15 protein-coding genes are annotated in these 16,431 nt (G+C 61.3%); 9 read left to right on the top strand and 6 right to left on the bottom strand.

What is annotated here, in order from left to right; translation table 11 throughout:
- Positions 1 to 107 precede the first annotated feature (107 nt).
- The 3 genes from T3A99_RS02930 to T3A99_RS02920 all read left to right on the top strand — a co-directional run bounded on the left by T3A99_RS02930 (position 108) and on the right by T3A99_RS02920 (position 3,398).
- Complete coding sequence (locus T3A99_RS02930) at positions 108 to 1,118, top strand: response regulator (RefSeq protein WP_107323296.1); 1,011 nt, start codon at positions 108 to 110, stop codon at positions 1,116 to 1,118.
- Positions 1,119 to 1,121: 3 nt separating this feature from the next.
- Positions 1,122 to 2,075, top strand: coding sequence for a sensor domain-containing diguanylate cyclase (locus T3A99_RS02925; RefSeq protein WP_107322807.1), 954 nt, complete (start codon positions 1,122 to 1,124; stop codon positions 2,073 to 2,075).
- 99 nt (positions 2,076 to 2,174) lie between these two features.
- Positions 2,175 to 3,398, top strand: a complete 1,224-nt coding sequence (locus T3A99_RS02920; protein ID WP_173406875.1) for a zinc-dependent alcohol dehydrogenase — start codon at positions 2,175 to 2,177, stop codon at positions 3,396 to 3,398.
- Positions 3,399 to 3,480: 82 nt separating this feature from the next.
- On the opposite strand, the gene otnI is transcribed toward T3A99_RS02920, so the two are convergent.
- The 5 genes from otnI to T3A99_RS02895 are packed head-to-tail and all read right to left on the bottom strand — an operon-like array spanning position 3,481 to position 7,818.
- The gene (gene otnI, locus T3A99_RS02915; protein ID WP_047225619.1) at positions 3,481 to 4,257 is read right to left on the bottom strand and encodes a 2-oxo-tetronate isomerase; all 777 of its coding nucleotides are present in this window, start codon (positions 4,255 to 4,257) and stop codon (positions 3,481 to 3,483) included.
- Between the two features lie 5 nt (positions 4,258 to 4,262).
- Complete coding sequence (gene otnC / locus T3A99_RS02910; RefSeq protein WP_047225618.1) at positions 4,263 to 4,901, bottom strand: 3-oxo-tetronate 4-phosphate decarboxylase; 639 nt, start codon at positions 4,899 to 4,901, stop codon at positions 4,263 to 4,265.
- Entirely contained in the window at positions 4,898 to 6,169 is a 1,272-nt protein-coding gene (gene otnK, locus T3A99_RS02905) for a 3-oxo-tetronate kinase (protein WP_188250766.1), read from the bottom strand. The genes otnC and otnK overlap by 4 nt, the downstream gene beginning before the upstream one ends.
- A gap of 2 nt (positions 6,170 to 6,171) precedes the next feature.
- On the bottom strand, positions 6,172 to 7,080 hold the full coding sequence (ltnD, locus tag T3A99_RS02900) for an L-threonate dehydrogenase (protein ID WP_076384245.1): 909 nt from the start codon (positions 7,078 to 7,080) through the stop codon (positions 6,172 to 6,174).
- A gap of 21 nt (positions 7,081 to 7,101) precedes the next feature.
- Positions 7,102 to 7,818, bottom strand: a complete 717-nt coding sequence (locus tag T3A99_RS02895; RefSeq protein WP_230682588.1) for a FadR/GntR family transcriptional regulator — start codon at positions 7,816 to 7,818, stop codon at positions 7,102 to 7,104.
- A 191-nt stretch (positions 7,819 to 8,009) separates the two neighbouring features.
- On the opposite strand from T3A99_RS02895, the gene denD reads away from it, so the two are divergent.
- Positions 8,010 to 8,966, top strand: coding sequence for a D-erythronate dehydrogenase (gene denD, locus T3A99_RS02890; protein ID WP_305466063.1), 957 nt, complete (start codon positions 8,010 to 8,012; stop codon positions 8,964 to 8,966).
- A gap of 59 nt (positions 8,967 to 9,025) precedes the next feature.
- Positions 9,026 to 10,432, top strand: a complete 1,407-nt coding sequence (locus T3A99_RS02885) for a gluconate:H+ symporter (RefSeq protein ID WP_322833921.1) — start codon at positions 9,026 to 9,028, stop codon at positions 10,430 to 10,432.
- Between the two features lie 68 nt (positions 10,433 to 10,500).
- Here T3A99_RS02885 and treA read toward each other — a convergent pair whose 3' ends face one another.
- A complete protein-coding gene (treA, locus tag T3A99_RS02880) occupies positions 10,501 to 12,132 on the bottom strand; it encodes an alpha,alpha-trehalase TreA (RefSeq protein WP_322833920.1) in 1,632 nt (543 codons plus the stop codon).
- Positions 12,133 to 12,394: 262 nt separating this feature from the next.
- Between treA and T3A99_RS02875 the strand changes: the two genes are divergently transcribed.
- The 4 genes from T3A99_RS02875 (at position 12,395) to yghU (ending at position 16,239) form a co-directional block, all read left to right on the top strand.
- A complete protein-coding gene (locus tag T3A99_RS02875; protein WP_047225614.1) occupies positions 12,395 to 13,165 on the top strand; it encodes a substrate-binding periplasmic protein in 771 nt (256 codons plus the stop codon).
- A gap of 1 nt (position 13,166) precedes the next feature.
- The gene (locus T3A99_RS02870) at positions 13,167 to 14,510 is read left to right on the top strand and encodes a diguanylate cyclase (RefSeq protein ID WP_047225613.1); all 1,344 of its coding nucleotides are present in this window, start codon (positions 13,167 to 13,169) and stop codon (positions 14,508 to 14,510) included.
- A 25-nt stretch (positions 14,511 to 14,535) separates the two neighbouring features.
- Positions 14,536 to 15,270: a substrate-binding periplasmic protein gene (locus T3A99_RS02865; RefSeq protein ID WP_047225612.1), complete on the top strand. Its 735-nt coding sequence runs from the start codon at positions 14,536 to 14,538 to the stop codon at positions 15,268 to 15,270.
- Positions 15,271 to 15,399: 129 nt separating this feature from the next.
- Entirely contained in the window at positions 15,400 to 16,239 is an 840-nt protein-coding gene (yghU, locus tag T3A99_RS02860; RefSeq protein WP_047225611.1) for a glutathione-dependent disulfide-bond oxidoreductase, read from the top strand.
- Positions 16,240 to 16,431: the final 192 nt, after the last annotated feature.

Here is a 16,431-nt window from a genome sequence, read left to right as displayed (position 1 = left end):
CTCCCGAAATGGATGAAGTGCATTTGACTAGCCTGACTTATTGGTCCAGTTTTTTGTTCAATGCAATGCGTGGCCTGCCTGAAGGCCTCGGCTGCCGTTCAATTCAAATGGGCGCCCCAGTGTCAGTGATTCCCTTAGTGGTATGTGACGACTCCAACATGGCCCGTAAGCAGGTGCTACGGGCGCTGCCGGCGGACTGGCCGGTCTCGGTCACCGAGGCCAGCAATGGTCGCCAGGCCATGGACGCCATACGCCAGGGGCTGGGCCAGGTGGTGCTGCTGGACCTGACCATGCCGGAGATGGATGGTTACCAGGTGTTGAGCGCCTTGCGCACCGAAGGCTTGAAGACGCAAGTCATCGTGATCTCCGGTGACGTACAGGAACAGGCGGTACGCCGCGTGCTTGAGCTGGGCGCATTGGCATTCCTGAAAAAACCTTTCGACGAAAACGAACTGCGCCAGACGCTCAGCCAGTTGGGCCTTCTGACGAAACCCGGCCAGACGCCGCCGCAAAATCGTCCGGCAACGAACACGGCCATCAGTTTTCACGATGCGTTTCGCGAGACGGTCAACGTTGCCATCGGCCAGGCCGCCGCCCTGATCGCCAAGGTGCTGGGTGTGTTTGTGCAGTTACCGGTACCGAACGTGAACATCCTTGAGGTGGGTGAGCTGCACATGGCGCTGAACGATGCCGGTAGCTCTGAACAACTCACCGCCATCTGCCAGGGCTTTATTGGCAGCGGTATTGCCGGCGAAGCCCTGCTGATATTTCACGAGTCGGAAATTGCTGACATAGCGCAACTGATGCAACGCCAAAGCAGCGACTATTCGGACCTGGAAATGCTGCTGGACCTCTCCAGTGTTCTGATCGGCGCTTGCCTGAGCAGCATTGCCGAACAGATCGACGTGGTGTTTTCTCAGGGGCATCCGCAGATTCTCGGCCAGCACGCGGCCATCGAGGAGCTGATTCAAGTCAACCGCAAGCACTGGAAAAAGACCCTGGCGGTGGAAATCAGCTACAGCCTGGAAGGGCACGATATTCGTTTCGATCTATTGTTACTGTTCACGGAAGACTCGATCGAGCGGCTGACCCAAAAACTCACCTACCTGATGACCTGAGCCATGCCTGATTCCATTGATCTGAACGAGTTTCACTGGTTGCTGGCCATTGTTCAGAGCATCGATGTCGGTGTGGTGGTGCTGGACCGCGACTACCGCGTGCAGGTCTGGAACACGTTCATGGAGAACCGCTCCGGGGTGCAGCCAAAGGACGCCCACGACCAGCATTTTTTCAGCCTGTTCCCGGAAATCGATCGCCAGTGGTTCAGCCGCAAGGTAGAAAGCGTCGCTGCCCTGGGCACCCCAGCGTTCACTGTCTGGGAGCAGCGTCCCTATCTGGTGCGGTTCAAGAGCTACCAGCCGATCACCGGCCAGGAAGAGTTCATGTACCAGAACACCACGCTGTTACCGCTGCGCTCGCCCGACAACACGATCAGTCACATCTGCCTGGTGATCTATGACGTCACCGACGTCGCCACCAACCGGCATCAACTACAGGCCGCCAATGCGCAATTGCAGCAGCTCTCCAGTACCGATCGACTGACCGGGCTGTACAACCGCGGTCATTGGGAGGCGAACCTGAAAGCTGCCTATGCGCGGCATCAGCGCTATGGCAATGCCTTGAGCCTGGTGATGCTCGATATCGACCACTTCAAACGGGTCAACGACACCTATGGCCACCAGGCCGGGGACAAGGTCATCGAGCAGGTCGCCAGGCTTCTGCACGAACACGTACGCGACTCCGACGTGGCCGGGCGTTATGGCGGCGAGGAGTTTGGCGTGGTGCTGTCGGACACCGACCAGACCGGTGCCCGGATGTTCGCCGAGCGCCTGCGCAAGGCCGTCGAAGAACTGCAGGTGCTGTACAACGACCAGAGCATCCGTTTCACCATCAGCCTTGGAGTGGCAGACCTGAGCCAGCCCTCGACCGGCCACGCCGAACTGATCGCCCGGGCCGACCAGGCGTTGTATACGTCCAAAAAAACCGGGCGCAATCGGGTGACGGTGCATGAGTAGATGATGACCGCCAGTCACGTGCCCGCGCTAATGCTCTGAACTTCCATCCAGCCTCCCGCCTCTGCCCTATATCACCACGCGACCCAGAGGCAGGAAGTCATGAGAGCACTCACTTACCACGGTGCACACAGTGTGAAAGTCGACACGGTCCCCGACCCGGTCCTGGAGGACAGTGACGACATCATTCTGCGTGTCACGGCAACGGCGATTTGTGGTTCCGATCTGCACCTTTATCGCGGAAAAATTCCCGCTGTCGAACATGGCGACATCTTCGGCCATGAGTTCATGGGAATCGTTGAAGAAGCCGGTTCAGCGGTGACCGCCGTTCAACCCGGCGATCGAGTGGTTGTGCCTTTCGTTATCGCCTGCGGCAGCTGTTTCTTCTGTCAGATGGATTTGTTCGCCGCTTGCGAAACGACCAACACGGGTCGTGGCGCGATTCTGAACAAGAAGGCAATCCCGCCCGGGGCAGCTCTGTTCGGTTTCAGTCATTTGTACGGCGGTATCCCTGGCGGACAAGCTGAGTATGTAAGGGTACCAAAGGCCAACACCGGGCCTTTCAAAGTGCCGGGAACCCTCTCGGACGAGAAGGTGCTGTTCCTCTCGGACATCTTGCCAACCGCCTTTCAAGCGGTGACCAACGCCGGGATCGGCAACGGCTCGAGTATTGCCATCTATGGCGCCGGGCCGGTCGGTTTACTGAGCGCCGCCTGCGCGCGGATGTTGGGCGCCGACCAGATCTTCATGGTCGATCATCACCCCTACCGTCTGGCCTATGCACAGAAAACCTATGGCGTTATTCCCATCAATTTTGATGAAGACGACGACCCGGCGGACACGATCATTCGCCAGACCAAGGGCATGCGGGGCGTGGACGGTGTGGTGGATGCCGTGGGTTTTGAAGCCAAAGGCAGCACCACCGAAACAGTGCTGGCTACGCTTAAACTCGAAGGCAGCAGCGGCAAGGCGTTACGCCAATGCATTGCGGCGGTCAGGCGCGGTGGGGTCGTAAGCGTACCGGGCGTGTATGCCGGTTTCATCCACGGCTTTCTGTTCGGCGACGCATTCGACAAAGGCCTGACCTTCAAAATGGGCCAGACCCACGTGCAGCGATACCTTCCCGAGCTGCTTGGCCATATCGAGACCGGTCGCCTTAGCCCTGAAGTCATCATCAGCCATCGCTTGTCCCTGGAACAGGCCGCCGAGGGCTACAAGCTATTCGACAAAAAACAGGAAGATTGCCGCAAGGTCATCCTGACACCCGGCGAGCCCGATATTGTCTTGCCGGTAGATGACGACCAGGCCGTTCTGCTGAGTACGTAGGGGACTTATCCGGCGTCTGGGGCGAGAGGGTGTATTCATCGCATGCCCTCACGCCCTGCCTGGACGCCCTACCCCTCTCAGCTCAGCGCCAAGGCGCAAACCAGCCCAGGCCATCCTCGGTCAGGCCGCGGGGGTTGTACTCGCAGCCGATCCAGCCATCGTAGCCGGCCTCGTCGAGCAGTTTGAACAGGTATGGGTAGTTCACTTCTCCCAGGTCCGGTTCGTGCCGATCCGGCACGCCGGCAATCTGGATATGCCCGACACCGGCCTGGAAGCGCTGGAAACCGGCAATCAGATCGCCTTCCATGATTTGTGCATGGAACAGGTCCAGTTGCACACGCAGATTCGGCTCGCCCAGTTCGGCCAGGATCGCATGGCCCTCGGCCTGGCGATTGATGAAGTAACCCGGAATCGAGCGGCTGTTGATCGGCTCGATCAACAGTGTCAGTTTGTGCTCGGCCAAACGTCGTGCGGCGTAACGCAGGTTTTCCAGATAGACCTCGCGCATGCGCGGGCGCTGGCTCTCGTCACTCACCAGTCCGGCCATTGCGTGCAGTTTGGGGCAGCCCAGGGCGTGGGCGTATTCGATGGCCCGGTCGACACTTTCACGAAATTCCGCCTCGCGCCCCGGCAACGCCGCGATGCCGCGCTCGCCTGCGGCAAAATCCCCCGGTGGCAGGTTGAACAGCACTTGGCTAAGCCCGTGCTCGGCCAAACGTCCGGCCAGTTCGGCCGGTGCGAACTCATAAGGGAACAGGTATTCCACGCCCTTGAAGCCGGCCTTGGCGGCTCGGCCGAAGCGATCCAGGAAAGGTGCGTCGTTGAACATCATGCTGAGGTTGGCAGCGAAACGTGGCATTGCAGTCACCATTGGGCGCCGAAGGTCTGGCGCAGTTCTTCGATTTGTTCGTCGTCCAGCGCCCGTACCGGCTGCTGGCGCAGCAACAGGTAGAGCTTGGCGGTTTCTTCGAGTTCTTCGATGGCATAAGTGGCCGCCTCCAGGCTCTTGCCCGAAACGACCGGCCCGTGATTGGCCAGCAACACCGAACTGTGCTGTCCGACCAGCCCGCGAATCGCCTCACCCAGCCGCGGATCACCGGGCCGGTGGTACGGAATCAGCGGCAAGCGCCCCACACGCATGACGAAATAGGGTGTCAGCGGTGGCAGGCAAGACGTCGCGTCCAGGCAATCCAGGCACGAGACCGCCGCCGAGTGCGTGCAATGCAAGTGCACGATGGCACCGGAATCTTCACGGCCTTCATAGACGGCACGGTGCAGGAATGCTTCCTTGGAGGCGGGTTTGCCGGCCAGGTGGTTACCTTGCCAGTCGAGCTTGGCGATGTCGGCCGGGTCCAGACGACCGAGACAGGCGTTGGTCGGTGTCAGCAGCCAGCCATCGTCCAGACGCACGCTGATATTCCCGGAGGAGCCAGGGCTGAGCCCACGCAGGTAGAGGGAACGGCCGATCTCGACGATCTCTTCGCGCAATTGGCTTTCTGTCATGCCAGCATCTCCCAGGCCTTGATCATGAAATCGGCGCTACCGAAGTTACCGGACTTGAGCGCCAGCGTCAGCGGCCGACCGGATTGGCCGAGCGTCTGGGTCCAGGGCACGCCGGGGTCGATGCTCGGCCCGATGCGCAAACCTTCGATGCCCAGCGCGCCGACCACTGCGCCGGAAGTTTCGCCACCGGCCACCAGCAATTGGCCCACGCCCTGCTGTTCGACCAGCGCACGGGCAATCGCCGCCAGGGCCGATTCAATGCGTTCACCGACCTGCTGCGCGCCGAACTGTTGTTGCACCCGGCGTACCTCGTCGGCTGGACTGCTGGCATAGATCAGCACCGGCCCCGGGTGGCCGGCAGCCCAGGCCAGGGCCTCGGCCACCAGTGCGTCACCGCGGGCCATCAGCTCGGCGGCCTCAAGACGGAAAGCAGGATAGACCGCTGCCGCCTGCTCGATCTGGCCGAGGGTCGCTCGCGAACAGCTACCGCTGAGAATCGCCTGGCGCCCCCACCCCGCCTCCAGCCGACTGGCTTCGCCGTTGGCCTGCAACAGCCCTCTGGCCTGCCAATCCTGGGCCATGCCCAGCGCCAGCCCCGACCCGGCCGTGACCAACGGCAGATCGGCACAGGCCGCGCCGAGCACCTGCAAATCTTCATTATCAATGGCGTCGCTGATGGCGATGCCCACGCCCTCGGCGCGCAACGCGGCGATCCGCTGACGGGTCGCCTCGACGCCAGCGCGCAGGGTCCGGTAGTCGATCAGGCCGACCGGGTGGCGTGTCTGCGGCTGCAACACGCGCAGCAGGTTGGCGTCGCGCATAGGCGTGAGTGGATGGTCCTGCATCCCGCTTTCGTTGAGCAGCACGTCATTGGCGAACAGGTAGCCGTTGAACACGCTGCGGCGGTTTTCCGGAAAGGCCGGACAGGCCACGGTGAAGTCGCTGCCCAGGGCTTGAAGCAACGCATCGCTGACCGGGCCGATGTTGCCCTCAGCGGTGGAGTCGAACGTCGAGCAATACTTGAAGTAGAACTGTCGGCAGCCCTGCTGGCGCAACCACTCCAGCGCCTGCAGCGACTGAGCGACGGCTTCATCGGGCGCCAGGTTGCGCGACTTGAGCGCCACCACCAGGGCGTCGGCGTCGCCCACCGCCAAGGGCCCGTGTGGGACACCAATGGTCTGCACAGTGCGAGCACCGCCGCGCACGAGCATGCTGGCAAGGTCGGTCGCTCCGGTGAAGTCATCGGCGATGCATCCGATCAGGGGCATGGTCAAATCTCCTCGTTGGCGGCGGCAGGCAAGTTGATGCCGGGGAATATCTTCACCACGGCGATATCATCCTCGCGCCCCAGCCCGGAAGCCGACGCTTGCTTGAACATCTGGTGGGCGCTAGCGGTCAGCGGCAGCGGGAAGACCGCCTCCTGGGCGCTGTCGAGCACCAGGCCCAGATCCTTGACGAAAATATCCACCGCCGAGCGCGGTCGATAATCACCCGCCAGCAGATGCGGCACGCGGTTTTCGAACATCCAGGAATTACCGGCGCTGTGACTGATCACCTCGTAGAGCGCCTCGGGATCGCAGCCCTGACGAATGCCATAGGCCATGGCTTCGGCCGCCGCGGCAATGTGGACCCCGGCGAGCAACTGGTTGACCAGCTTGATCTGCGAACCTTGCCCGGCCTCTTCACCCAGCCGGTAGACCTTGGCGGCGACGGCGGCAAGTGCCGTTTGCGCCCGTTCGAAGGCGGCCTCCGGCCCCGAGGCCATGATGGTCAACTCGCCCGCTTCGGCGCGCACCGCCCCGCCTGAAATCGGCGCATCGAGCATCAGCACTTGATGCTCGGCCAAGCGCCCACTGATGCGCCGCGCAGCCGCCGCCGAGATGGTTGCACAGGCAATGACCACGGAACCCGGACGCAACCGCGCGGCAATACCCTGCTCGCCGAACAGCAGTTGCTCGGTTTGCGCGGCGTTGACCACCACGATGAAGAGCAGGTCGCTGAGCGCGGCGCTGTCACTCAGGGCACTGACCGGCTGGCCACCTTCGGCGATGAAGGCCTGGCGCACATCCTCGCGGATGTCGTAGCCCCATACGGGCAGACCAGCGCGCAAAAGCGCGCGCGCCATGCCCAGGCCCATGGAGCCCAGGCCGACCACACCAATACTGGATATTGCTGTCACGGGTGAATCCTCTTGTGGTTGTTATCCGGACGCGTCGGCCTCGCTTCGCGCTTCGCGCAGGCGGACTTCGGCGTTGCGCAGATGCGAGGAGGCCGCGGTACGTGCCGCCTCACTGTCACCTGCGGCGATAGCGGCGAGCAGCGCGTGGTGCTCCTGATCGACCTGACACATGTACTGGGCGTTACGCGCCTCGTTGCGACGGGTCACTCTGATCGCCTGTTGCAGCAGCTGGTGCAGAAAATCGATGGTTTCGAGAAAGTGCTGGTTACCGGTGGCGGCCACCACCGAACGGTGGAAGGCGAGGTCTTCGCGCACGCCGTCTTCACCCCGCTCGACCGCTTCGTCAAGCTCGGCCAAGGCGTTTTGCATCGCCCGCAATTGCGCATTGGTGCGCCGCGCTGCAGCCAGTTCGGCGGCCTTGATCTCCAGCGCGCTGCGCAATTCGAGGATCTCCACCACCGCCTCGAAGTTGCCCTGGGGTGGAGACAGGCGCAGCGCGACACTGGGATTGGGCACGACGAAGGTGCCGCTGCCCTGGCGCGAAGTGAGCATGCCTTCGCGCTTGAGCATCGAAATCGCTTCGCGCACCACCGTGCGGCTGACACCGTACTGCTCGCACAATGCCTGCTCGGTGGGCAGGCGGTTCCCGGCGGCCAACTGGCCGTCATGGACCGCTGCACTCAGGCGTTTGGCCAGCCGTTCGGCCAGCTTGGGGGTAACGTCGTTCAGACTGTCCACTCAAATTCTCCCGGCAATCGTCGCGCTGCCTTGCCACCCGCTGTGGGCAAGAAGAAAACACGCAACGGTTGCGTCCACGTTAAATTCATCATACAACATGACAATTGCTTGTCACCTGGTTCGTCAAATAACAAGAATACGGGGCGTTCGGCACCCTGCCCCGAATATTCTCCTTAAGCGGAGTGCAATACATGAAGATCCTGGTAACTGGCGGCGCTGGCTTTCTCGGCGCCCGCCTGATCGAAGCGCTGCTGGCGCCCACTGCGAGTGACTTGCTGCCCCCCGGTGCCAGCCTCGTCTCGGTCGACTTGGCGCCCTGCCCCATCAATGACCCTCGGGTGGTGTCGCACACAGGCGACATCTGCGACCCGGCCTTTATCAAATCGCTGATCGGCCCAGAGACCTGCCTGGTCTATCACTTGGCCGCGATTGTCAGTGGCCAGGCCGAAGCCGACTTCGACCTGGGCATGCGGGTCAATTTCGATGCGACCCGCGCCCTGCTCGAAGCCTGCCGCCAACAGGCCCAGGCGCCGCGTTTCGTGTTCGCCAGTTCACTGGCGGTATTTGGTGGGCCGATGCCCGAGCAGGTACCCGAAGAACTCGCACCGCTGCCGCAATCGTCTTATGGCGCGCAGAAGGCCATGGCCGAACTGCTGATCAATGACTACTCGCGCAAGGGCTTCATCGATGGCCGGGTGTGTCGCCTGCCAACCATTTCCGTTCGCCCCGGCAAACCCAACGCAGCGGCCTCGTCATTTGCCAGCGGCATCTTGCGCGAGCCCCTGGCCGGCGAGATGAGCAACTGTCCGGTACCACTGGATACCCGCATGTGGCTGTCTTCGCCGCAGACCGTGGTCGACAATCTGGTCCATGCCGCGCGCCTGGACGGCCAGGCGCTTGGCCTGCGGCGGACCCTCAACCTGCCCGGCATCAGCGTGCGGGTCAGCGAAATGCTCGACAGTCTCGCCCGTGTCGGTGGCGAGGCGGCGCGCGCGCGGGTCAGCTTTGAGCCGGACGAGCGGATCCAGCGCATCGTCTGCAGCTGGCCCGGCAACTTCGACATCCAGCGGCCGCTGCAATTGGGCTTTCGCGGTGATGCCGACTTCGACAGCGTGGTAAGGGCGCACCAGCTCAGCATGAATCACTGACCCAGGCGGCGCCGTGCGGTGCCGTCGTTCCATCCAATAACAACAAGAGTGATTACCCAATGGACGCAACTTCTATCGCCGGCCCACAGCTGATGGTGAGCCTGGTCCTGGCCATCGTCATCCTCATCGTGCTGGTTCTCAAGACCCGCATTCACGCCCTGCTGGCGCTGATCATCGCCGCCTCGATCGCCGGCCTGGGTGGCGGCATGGCGCCCGACGCGCTGGTCAAATCCATCACCACCGGCTTCGGTGCCACGCTGTCGACCATCGGCCTGGTCATCGGTTTCGGTGTGATGATGGGCCGCCTGCTGGAAGTCTCCGGCGCCGCTGAGCGGATGGCCTATACCTTCGTGCGCTGGCTGGGCAACAAACGCGAAGAGTGGGCGATGATGGTGACCGGCTACATCGTCTCGGTGCCGATCTTCTGCGACTCGGCGTTCGTCATCCTCAACCCGTTGGTCCGGGCGCTGGCGCGCAACAGCGGCAAATCGATGCTAACCCTGGGTATTGCCCTGGCCAGCGGCCTGATGCTGACCCACCATGCGGTTCCACCGACGCCAGGGCCACTGGGGATTGCCGGGATTTTCAATATCGACGTGGGGTTGATGATTTTCTGGGGCGTGGTATTCACCATTCCCGGCACCTTCGTGCTGGTGGCCTACGCCCGCTTCATGGGCCCACGCATCGAGGCGATGATCGCGCAAAGCGGCCAGACTCCGGTCGAACCCGCCACCGCCTATCGTGAAGTGCTCGAACGCGCCGATGCCCGCGAGGCCGAACTGCCGCCGCTGTGGCTGTCAATGCTGCCGATCGTGCTGCCCATCCTGCTGATCTTCGCCAACACCCTGGTCGTCGCCCTCAGCAAACTCAACGGTGACAGCACCCTTACGCAGAGCCTGTTCGGTCAGACCATCGCTTTCGTCGGCAACCCGGTGATCGCTGTCGGCCTCGGGGTGGTGGCGGCACTGTATGGCCTGGTGCCGCGGCGTCCGCGTGAGGAAGTCATCGCGCACATGGAGAAAGGCGTGGAAAGCGCCGGCATCATCCTGCTGGTCACCGGCGCCGGTGGCGCGTTGGGTGCCGTGCTGCGCGACAGCGGTGCGGGTCAGTACATGGGCGAATGGGTCGCCACCTTGCCGCTGCCGGCGGTGTTGATCCCCTTCGTGATCGCGTCCCTGGTGCGTCTGATCCAGGGCAGCGGCACCGTGGCAATGATCACCGGCGCCTCGATTTCCGCGCCGATCCTGGCCTCGATTCCCGACGTGAACATGGTCTTCGCCGCCCAGGCGGCGGCCATTGGCTCGATGGTCTTTGGCTACTTCAACGACAGCTATTTCTGGGTGGTCAACCGCATGCTCGGAGTCACCAACGCCAAGCACCAGATGCTGACCTGGTCGGTTCCGACCACGATCGGCTGGTTCACCTCCCTGCTCACCCTGTTGCTCTTCAACGCCATTCTCGGATAACAACGCCGGGCACCTGGGCAGGAACTGATAAGTCCTGCCCAGGTTTGTCCCTTGCTCTTAACGCCAGCTCATTCACCCACAGTCGTTGCGGAGGAACGTGCGCCATATTTGCTCAACAGTTTCAGCGTCACGCCATTCGTCCAGCCGAAACCGTCCTGCAACTCATATTCGCCACCTCCCCCGCCATCTCCCCGCCCGGATACGTCGTACTTCTCTACCAGCTTGTCTTCCTTGCGGTAAAGATTGTGTACCTGTTGCAGGAAGCGAGTACCAATCTGCTGCGCCAGCGCGGTGTGCCCATAGCGATCCAGCCCCTCAACCGCCACCCACTGCAGCGGTGCCCAACCGTTGGGTTCGTCCCACTGCTGGCCATTGCTGACCTGCGTGGTGGCAATGCCGCCAGGGCGCAGCAGACCATCACGGACTGCCTCGGCCGTGCGATTGGCGTGGTCCGCGGAGGCAAGGCCGGTGTAAAGAGGAAACAGCGTGGCGGCTGTCAGTTGCGGGCGTTGACGGTGCTGCTGCCAGTCGTAGTCCACGTAGAACCCTGCATCGGCATTCCACAAATGCTGCTCAATGGCACGCTGCCGCCGGTCCGCGCGCTGACCATAGGCCTGGACGCATGGCGTGTTTTGCACGGCTTCACACGCCTTGGCGATGGTGCGCTCCAGGTGATAGAGCAGGCTGTTCAGGTCCACGGGCACAATGGACGTGGTGCGTATGGTTGCCAGGTTCTGGCCGTCGCCAAGCCAGCGCGAACTGAAGTCCCAACCACTCTCCGCCCCGGCACGCAGATCACGCCAGACCTCTTGCCTGGGTCTGTTCGAGGCCTGTTCGGCGGTTTTGACATCTTGCAACCAGGATTCCTGTCGCGGCGTCGAACGGGCATCCCAATAGCGATTGAGCACGCTGCCATCGGCGAGCTTGACCACATGTTGCGCGGCGGCACCCGGCTTGAGCCCCTCAGCGCCCTGCATCCAATAGGCGTATTCCTTCTGCAGTTGTGGAAGGTAACGCCCAAACGCCTGGTCACCTTCGATGTGCGCCTGCAACTGCACCATGTAAGCGAAGAATGGCGGTTGTGAGCGGCTCAGGTAGTAGGTGCGATTGCCATTGGGAATGTGCCCGTACGTGTCGATCATATAGGCAAAGTTATCGGTCATCTGGCGCACCTGGGCCTGATCCCCGCTTTGTTCAAGCCCGAGCATGGTGAAGTAGGAGTCCCAATAGTACATCTCGCGAAAGCGTCCGCCTGGAACGACATAGGGTTGTGGCAAGGGCAACAGGCTGCTGTAGGGCGGCACTTGGCGATAGGTACGGCTTAACACGGGCCAAAGGCTGTCGATGTGCTCTTGAATGGGCGCGCCCGGTTTCGGTGCCGGGCTTTGCGCTGCGCCGGACTCGATGAAGTTGTCCTTCACGAAGGTTTCGAGATCGAAGTCGCTGTTGTCGCGACGAGCCAGGTATTCGGCACGGATTTTCGAGGGGTCGCGGGTGGGCAGTGCGTCGACGAAATGCTTCTGGTCGGTGAACAGTTGGTTGTTCTGCACGGCTTCGAACAACTCGGGATATGCCTGGTCGGGCGGCAGATTGGCCCGTTCCTTGGCATCCATGTAGCCCCAGGTCGCGGGCGGTTGGCTTGAGCAAGCCGCGCACAGCAACGCGGCGAAGGACAGGCTGGTGAAATACAGTGGTCGCATCAGCGGCTCCATCATTTGTCGTTCCTGACAAACGACTGACACGGCCGAACAAACCCGGGTTCATTAAATGTCGCCGAATCGACAGCTGGAACAAGAGAGGCCACACTCAAGTTTTTCACAGGGTCTGGCCCGACCGCCCCAGGTTCAATGCCCCCCGGTTTCGACGGATGACACTCAAGCGCGTATAGGCCCAGCCGATAACACATTAAGTCAACGGCCCCCAGGCCGCGCCGGCACTGCTGGTTGCATAGGGTAACTCTCGATGATTTTGCCGTTTAACCGTCTGCTGATGAGCTGCGTCCTGGTGTTCCTGGCTGCAAGCACAGCCGTGCCAAACGCCGCCGCAGAGACTGCGCTGCGCATCGTTACGGAAGAACTGCCGCCCTATAACATGACGCAGAACGGGCGAGTGACCGGTATGAGCACCGAGGTGGTCCAGGCGGTGCTCAAGGAGGTCGGCGTAGAGGCGTCCATCCAGCCCATGCCTTGGGCGCGGGCCTACGAACTGGCGCTCAATGAAAGTAACGTGTTGATTTATTCAATCGTTCGAACGCCTGCGCGTGAATCACTTTTCCAGTGGGTCGGGGCCATCGCCCCAACCCAGTGGTACATGTATTCGCTGGCTGAGCGCCCGGTAAAACTCAACTCGCTGGACGATGCGCACGGTCACCAGATTGCCACCGTCAATCAGGACGTGGGTGAGCAATACCTGGTGTCGAAGGGTTTCCGCATTGGTAAAGACCTGCAGTCGAGCAACAAGTACGAACACAACTACCGCAAGCTCAAGGTCGATCACGTGGAGCTATGGATTTCCAACGAGCTCAACGCGCTGTACCTGACCCGCCAGAATGGTGAAGACCCGGATAAAGTGTTGATCCGCTCGCTGCCGCTTCCCGAATTGAGCAGTCAGGATGGCTTGAGCATGGCGTTCAGTCGCAAGACGCCGGCCGCGACGGTCGAGAAATTCCGCTCAGGCCTGGAGACCATCCGCCGTAATGGCGTTTACGACGCCATCATGCGCAAGTGGTTATGACATGGCCGACGATTTTCGGACTGTCCCCATCCATCCGCCAAAAACCAGGACGTTCAGCTCGCTGGGACGGCGTCTGGTGTTGGCCACGCTGGTGTTCTGCCTGTGCTTTACCTTGGCGATGGTCACGCTGCGTACCTGGCAGGCCTGGGAAAACAATCTGGCGCAGATGAATTCCGAGCTGGTCCTGATCGACCAGGTGTTCCAGAACACCCTGGCCCATGCCATTTGGGAAATGGACCGTGAATCGTTGGACAAGCAGATCACCAGCGTTGCGAATGCGGCGCCGGTGGGACGCGTGGCACTCAATATCCTGCGACCCGGACAGGCGCCAGAAATCATCGAGTTCAATCGATATGCCAGCAATGCATCCAGCGTGGCGCCGGTGCTGCATCGCCAGCTCGTCGCGCAGCCCTACATCGGCGCCAACGAAAAGGTCGGTGAACTGACCATCGAGGGCGATAACAACCTGCTTTGGGAACGCCTCTGGGACGAAGCCCGCAGCATCGTCATCACGCAGGTGATCCAGTCGTTGCTGCTGGCCGGCCTGGTCATGACCATGTTCAACCGCCTGGTGACCGTGCACGTTGTCCATATCGCCCGGCATCTGGGGAAACTCTCACCACAAACACTCAACTCCCACCTCAAGCTGCAACGTTCGGTCCGGCGCCAGGACGAGTTGAGCCTGCTCGAATCCAAAGTCAATGCACTGCAAGACAACCTCCACGCCCATCTGGAGCGCCAGCACTCGGACGAACTGGCCCTTGCAGCCAGTCGCGACCAGTTGGCCGAACTGGTCGAGGCGCGCACTTCGGAACTCAAGGCCGCCAACCAGGCCCTCGAAGCGCTGTCGCGTCACGATGCCTTGACGGGCTTGGCCAACCGTCGTTACTTCGATGAACTGAAGGATGTCGAATTCCGCCGTGCGATCCGCCACAACACCCCGCTGGCCGTGCTGATGTGCGATGTGGATTTCTTCAAGATCTACAACGACACCTACGGCCATATCAAAGGGGACGAGTGCTTGAAACAGATCGCCGGGACCCTGCGCAGTGTCTTCGGCCGCTCCGGCGAACTGACTGCTCGCCTGGGGGGTGAGGAGTTTGTCGTGGTATTGCCCAATATCAACGCCAGCCAGGCATGCGAGGCAGCCCAGCGGTTTCGTGAAAGCCTGGCTGAACTTGCACTGCCCCATGGCGGCTCAGCGGTTTCCCCTTTTGTCACCCTGAGCATCGGCGTCGCCGAGCTGGACACCAAAACCATGGATCACTTCGATCAACTGCTGCAACGCGCCGACCAGGCGTTGTACCGGGCCAAACGCCAGGGGCGCAATTGCGTCGCTTTATAAAACCACCGTGTGCTGCGAGGTCTGTATGCACTACCGTCTGAAGCTCTGCTCCTGCTTGCTCCTGGCCCTGATCAGCGTGAAAAGTCACGCCGAGGCGATCGAAGTCGTGACCGAAGACTCGTTATACGCCTACCTGCGTGAAGGCGCGCTCGTCGGCCCGGGCACTCGAATAGCCGACGAAACCTTGAGAGGCGCAGGGATCAGCGATTACCGCATGTTGCTGTACCCATGGGCACGCGCTTACGAAAAAGCGCTGCATGAACCCAATGTGATGATCTTCCCGCTCGATCGCACCCCGGCCCGTGAGCAGATGTTCAAGTGGGTGGGTGAAATCCATCGGGCGACGACCAAGCTCTACAAGCTGCGTGGACGTGGCGGCATCGCCGTTGACAACCTTGAAGACGCCAAGCAGTACACCATAGGCGTGGTGCGCAATGACGCCAAGCAGGTTTACCTGCAGCAGAAAGGCTTTACCCGGCTGGTGGTATCGGCGGACAACCACGATAACTTTCAGAAACTGTTGAATCAGCAGATTCAGTTGCTGCCGATGCCCGAGAATACTGCGCGCCTGATGAGCAAAGATGCCCAAGTGGATTTCACCACTCTGGAGGAGGTCTTTTCCCTGGATGAACAACCCCACCGAGTTCACATGGCGTTTAGCCTGAGCACCCCAGACGAAATCGTCACCCGGGCTCAACAAGCTTTCGCGAAGCTCAAGGCTTCAGGCGAAGTGGATCGGATCATGACTGAAGAGCGTTAGCGGGTAAGCCTAATGCAGTACGTGCAGGCGGGGTGATTTGCTGACGCTGACCCTCCTATGGCAGGCTTGGGCCAGAGCTTTTTTCCGCGGTTCACGCGGTCACTGCAAGTCGGCAATGAGGCCCCTCCCATGAGCAAAGCGCCCTATGTACCGCCCAGAGTCTGGAAATACAACGCCCCGTCTGGCGGCCAGTTCGCCAACATCAATCGCCCTATCGCCGGGCCGACCCATGAAAAAGTATTGCCAGTGGGCGAACATCCGCTGCAGCTCTATTCACTGGCCACGCCCAATGGCGTGAAGGTGACCATCCTGCTGGAAGAGCTGTTGGCGCTGGGGCACACCGGCGCCGAATATGACGCCTGGCTGATTCGCATTAACGAGGGCGACCAGTTCTCCAGTGGCTTTGTCCAGATCAACCCGAACTCGAAGATCCCGGCGTTGCTTGATCGCAGCGTACAGCCTGCAATCCGGGTTTTCGAGTCCGGTTCGATCCTGCTGTACCTGGCAGAAAAATTCGGCGCCTTCCTGCCCACCGACCCGGCCGGACGCACCGAAACCCTGAACTGGCTGTTCTGGCAGATGGGCGCAGCCCCCTATCTGGGTGGAGGCTTCGGTCATTTCTACGCTTACGCGCCCGATAAACTTGAATACCCCATCAATCGTTTCACCATGGAAACCAAACGCCAGCTCGACGTCCTGAATCGCCGTCTTGGCGAAAGCCAATACCTGGCCGCAGACAGCTACACCATCGCCGATATCGCGGTCTGGCCCTGGTATGGTCAATTGGTGCGCGACAACGTGTACTCGGCTGCCGAGTTCCTGGCTGCCCACGAATATACCCATGTGCAACGCTGGGCCGAGGAGATCGCCAATCGACCGGCAGTGATCCGGGGGCAACGAGTGAACCGCACGTGGGGTGATGAAGCGAGCCAAGTGCCGGAGCGGCATCGGGCTGAGGATCTGGATTGAAGGGGCCGGGCCGGTCTTTTCCTGTCAGCACCGGATAGCAACCGCGGTGGGCCGGGCGCTATCCGAATCGCTGACCGCTGCGCGGATTAAACACGAATCGTGAATCGATGATTGACTTTTCAGCCATTGAACCTGCAATCGCATTCCCTATGCTGGCATGACTGCTCATTGAGCGCGGCGCATCGTGAGGCC

It is taken from the genome of Pseudomonas sp. N-137 (genome assembly GCF_034555295.1).
Taxonomy (GTDB): domain Bacteria; phylum Pseudomonadota; class Gammaproteobacteria; order Pseudomonadales; family Pseudomonadaceae; genus Aquipseudomonas; species Aquipseudomonas rhizophila.
This window is presented reverse-complemented; position numbering and strand designations above follow the sequence as displayed.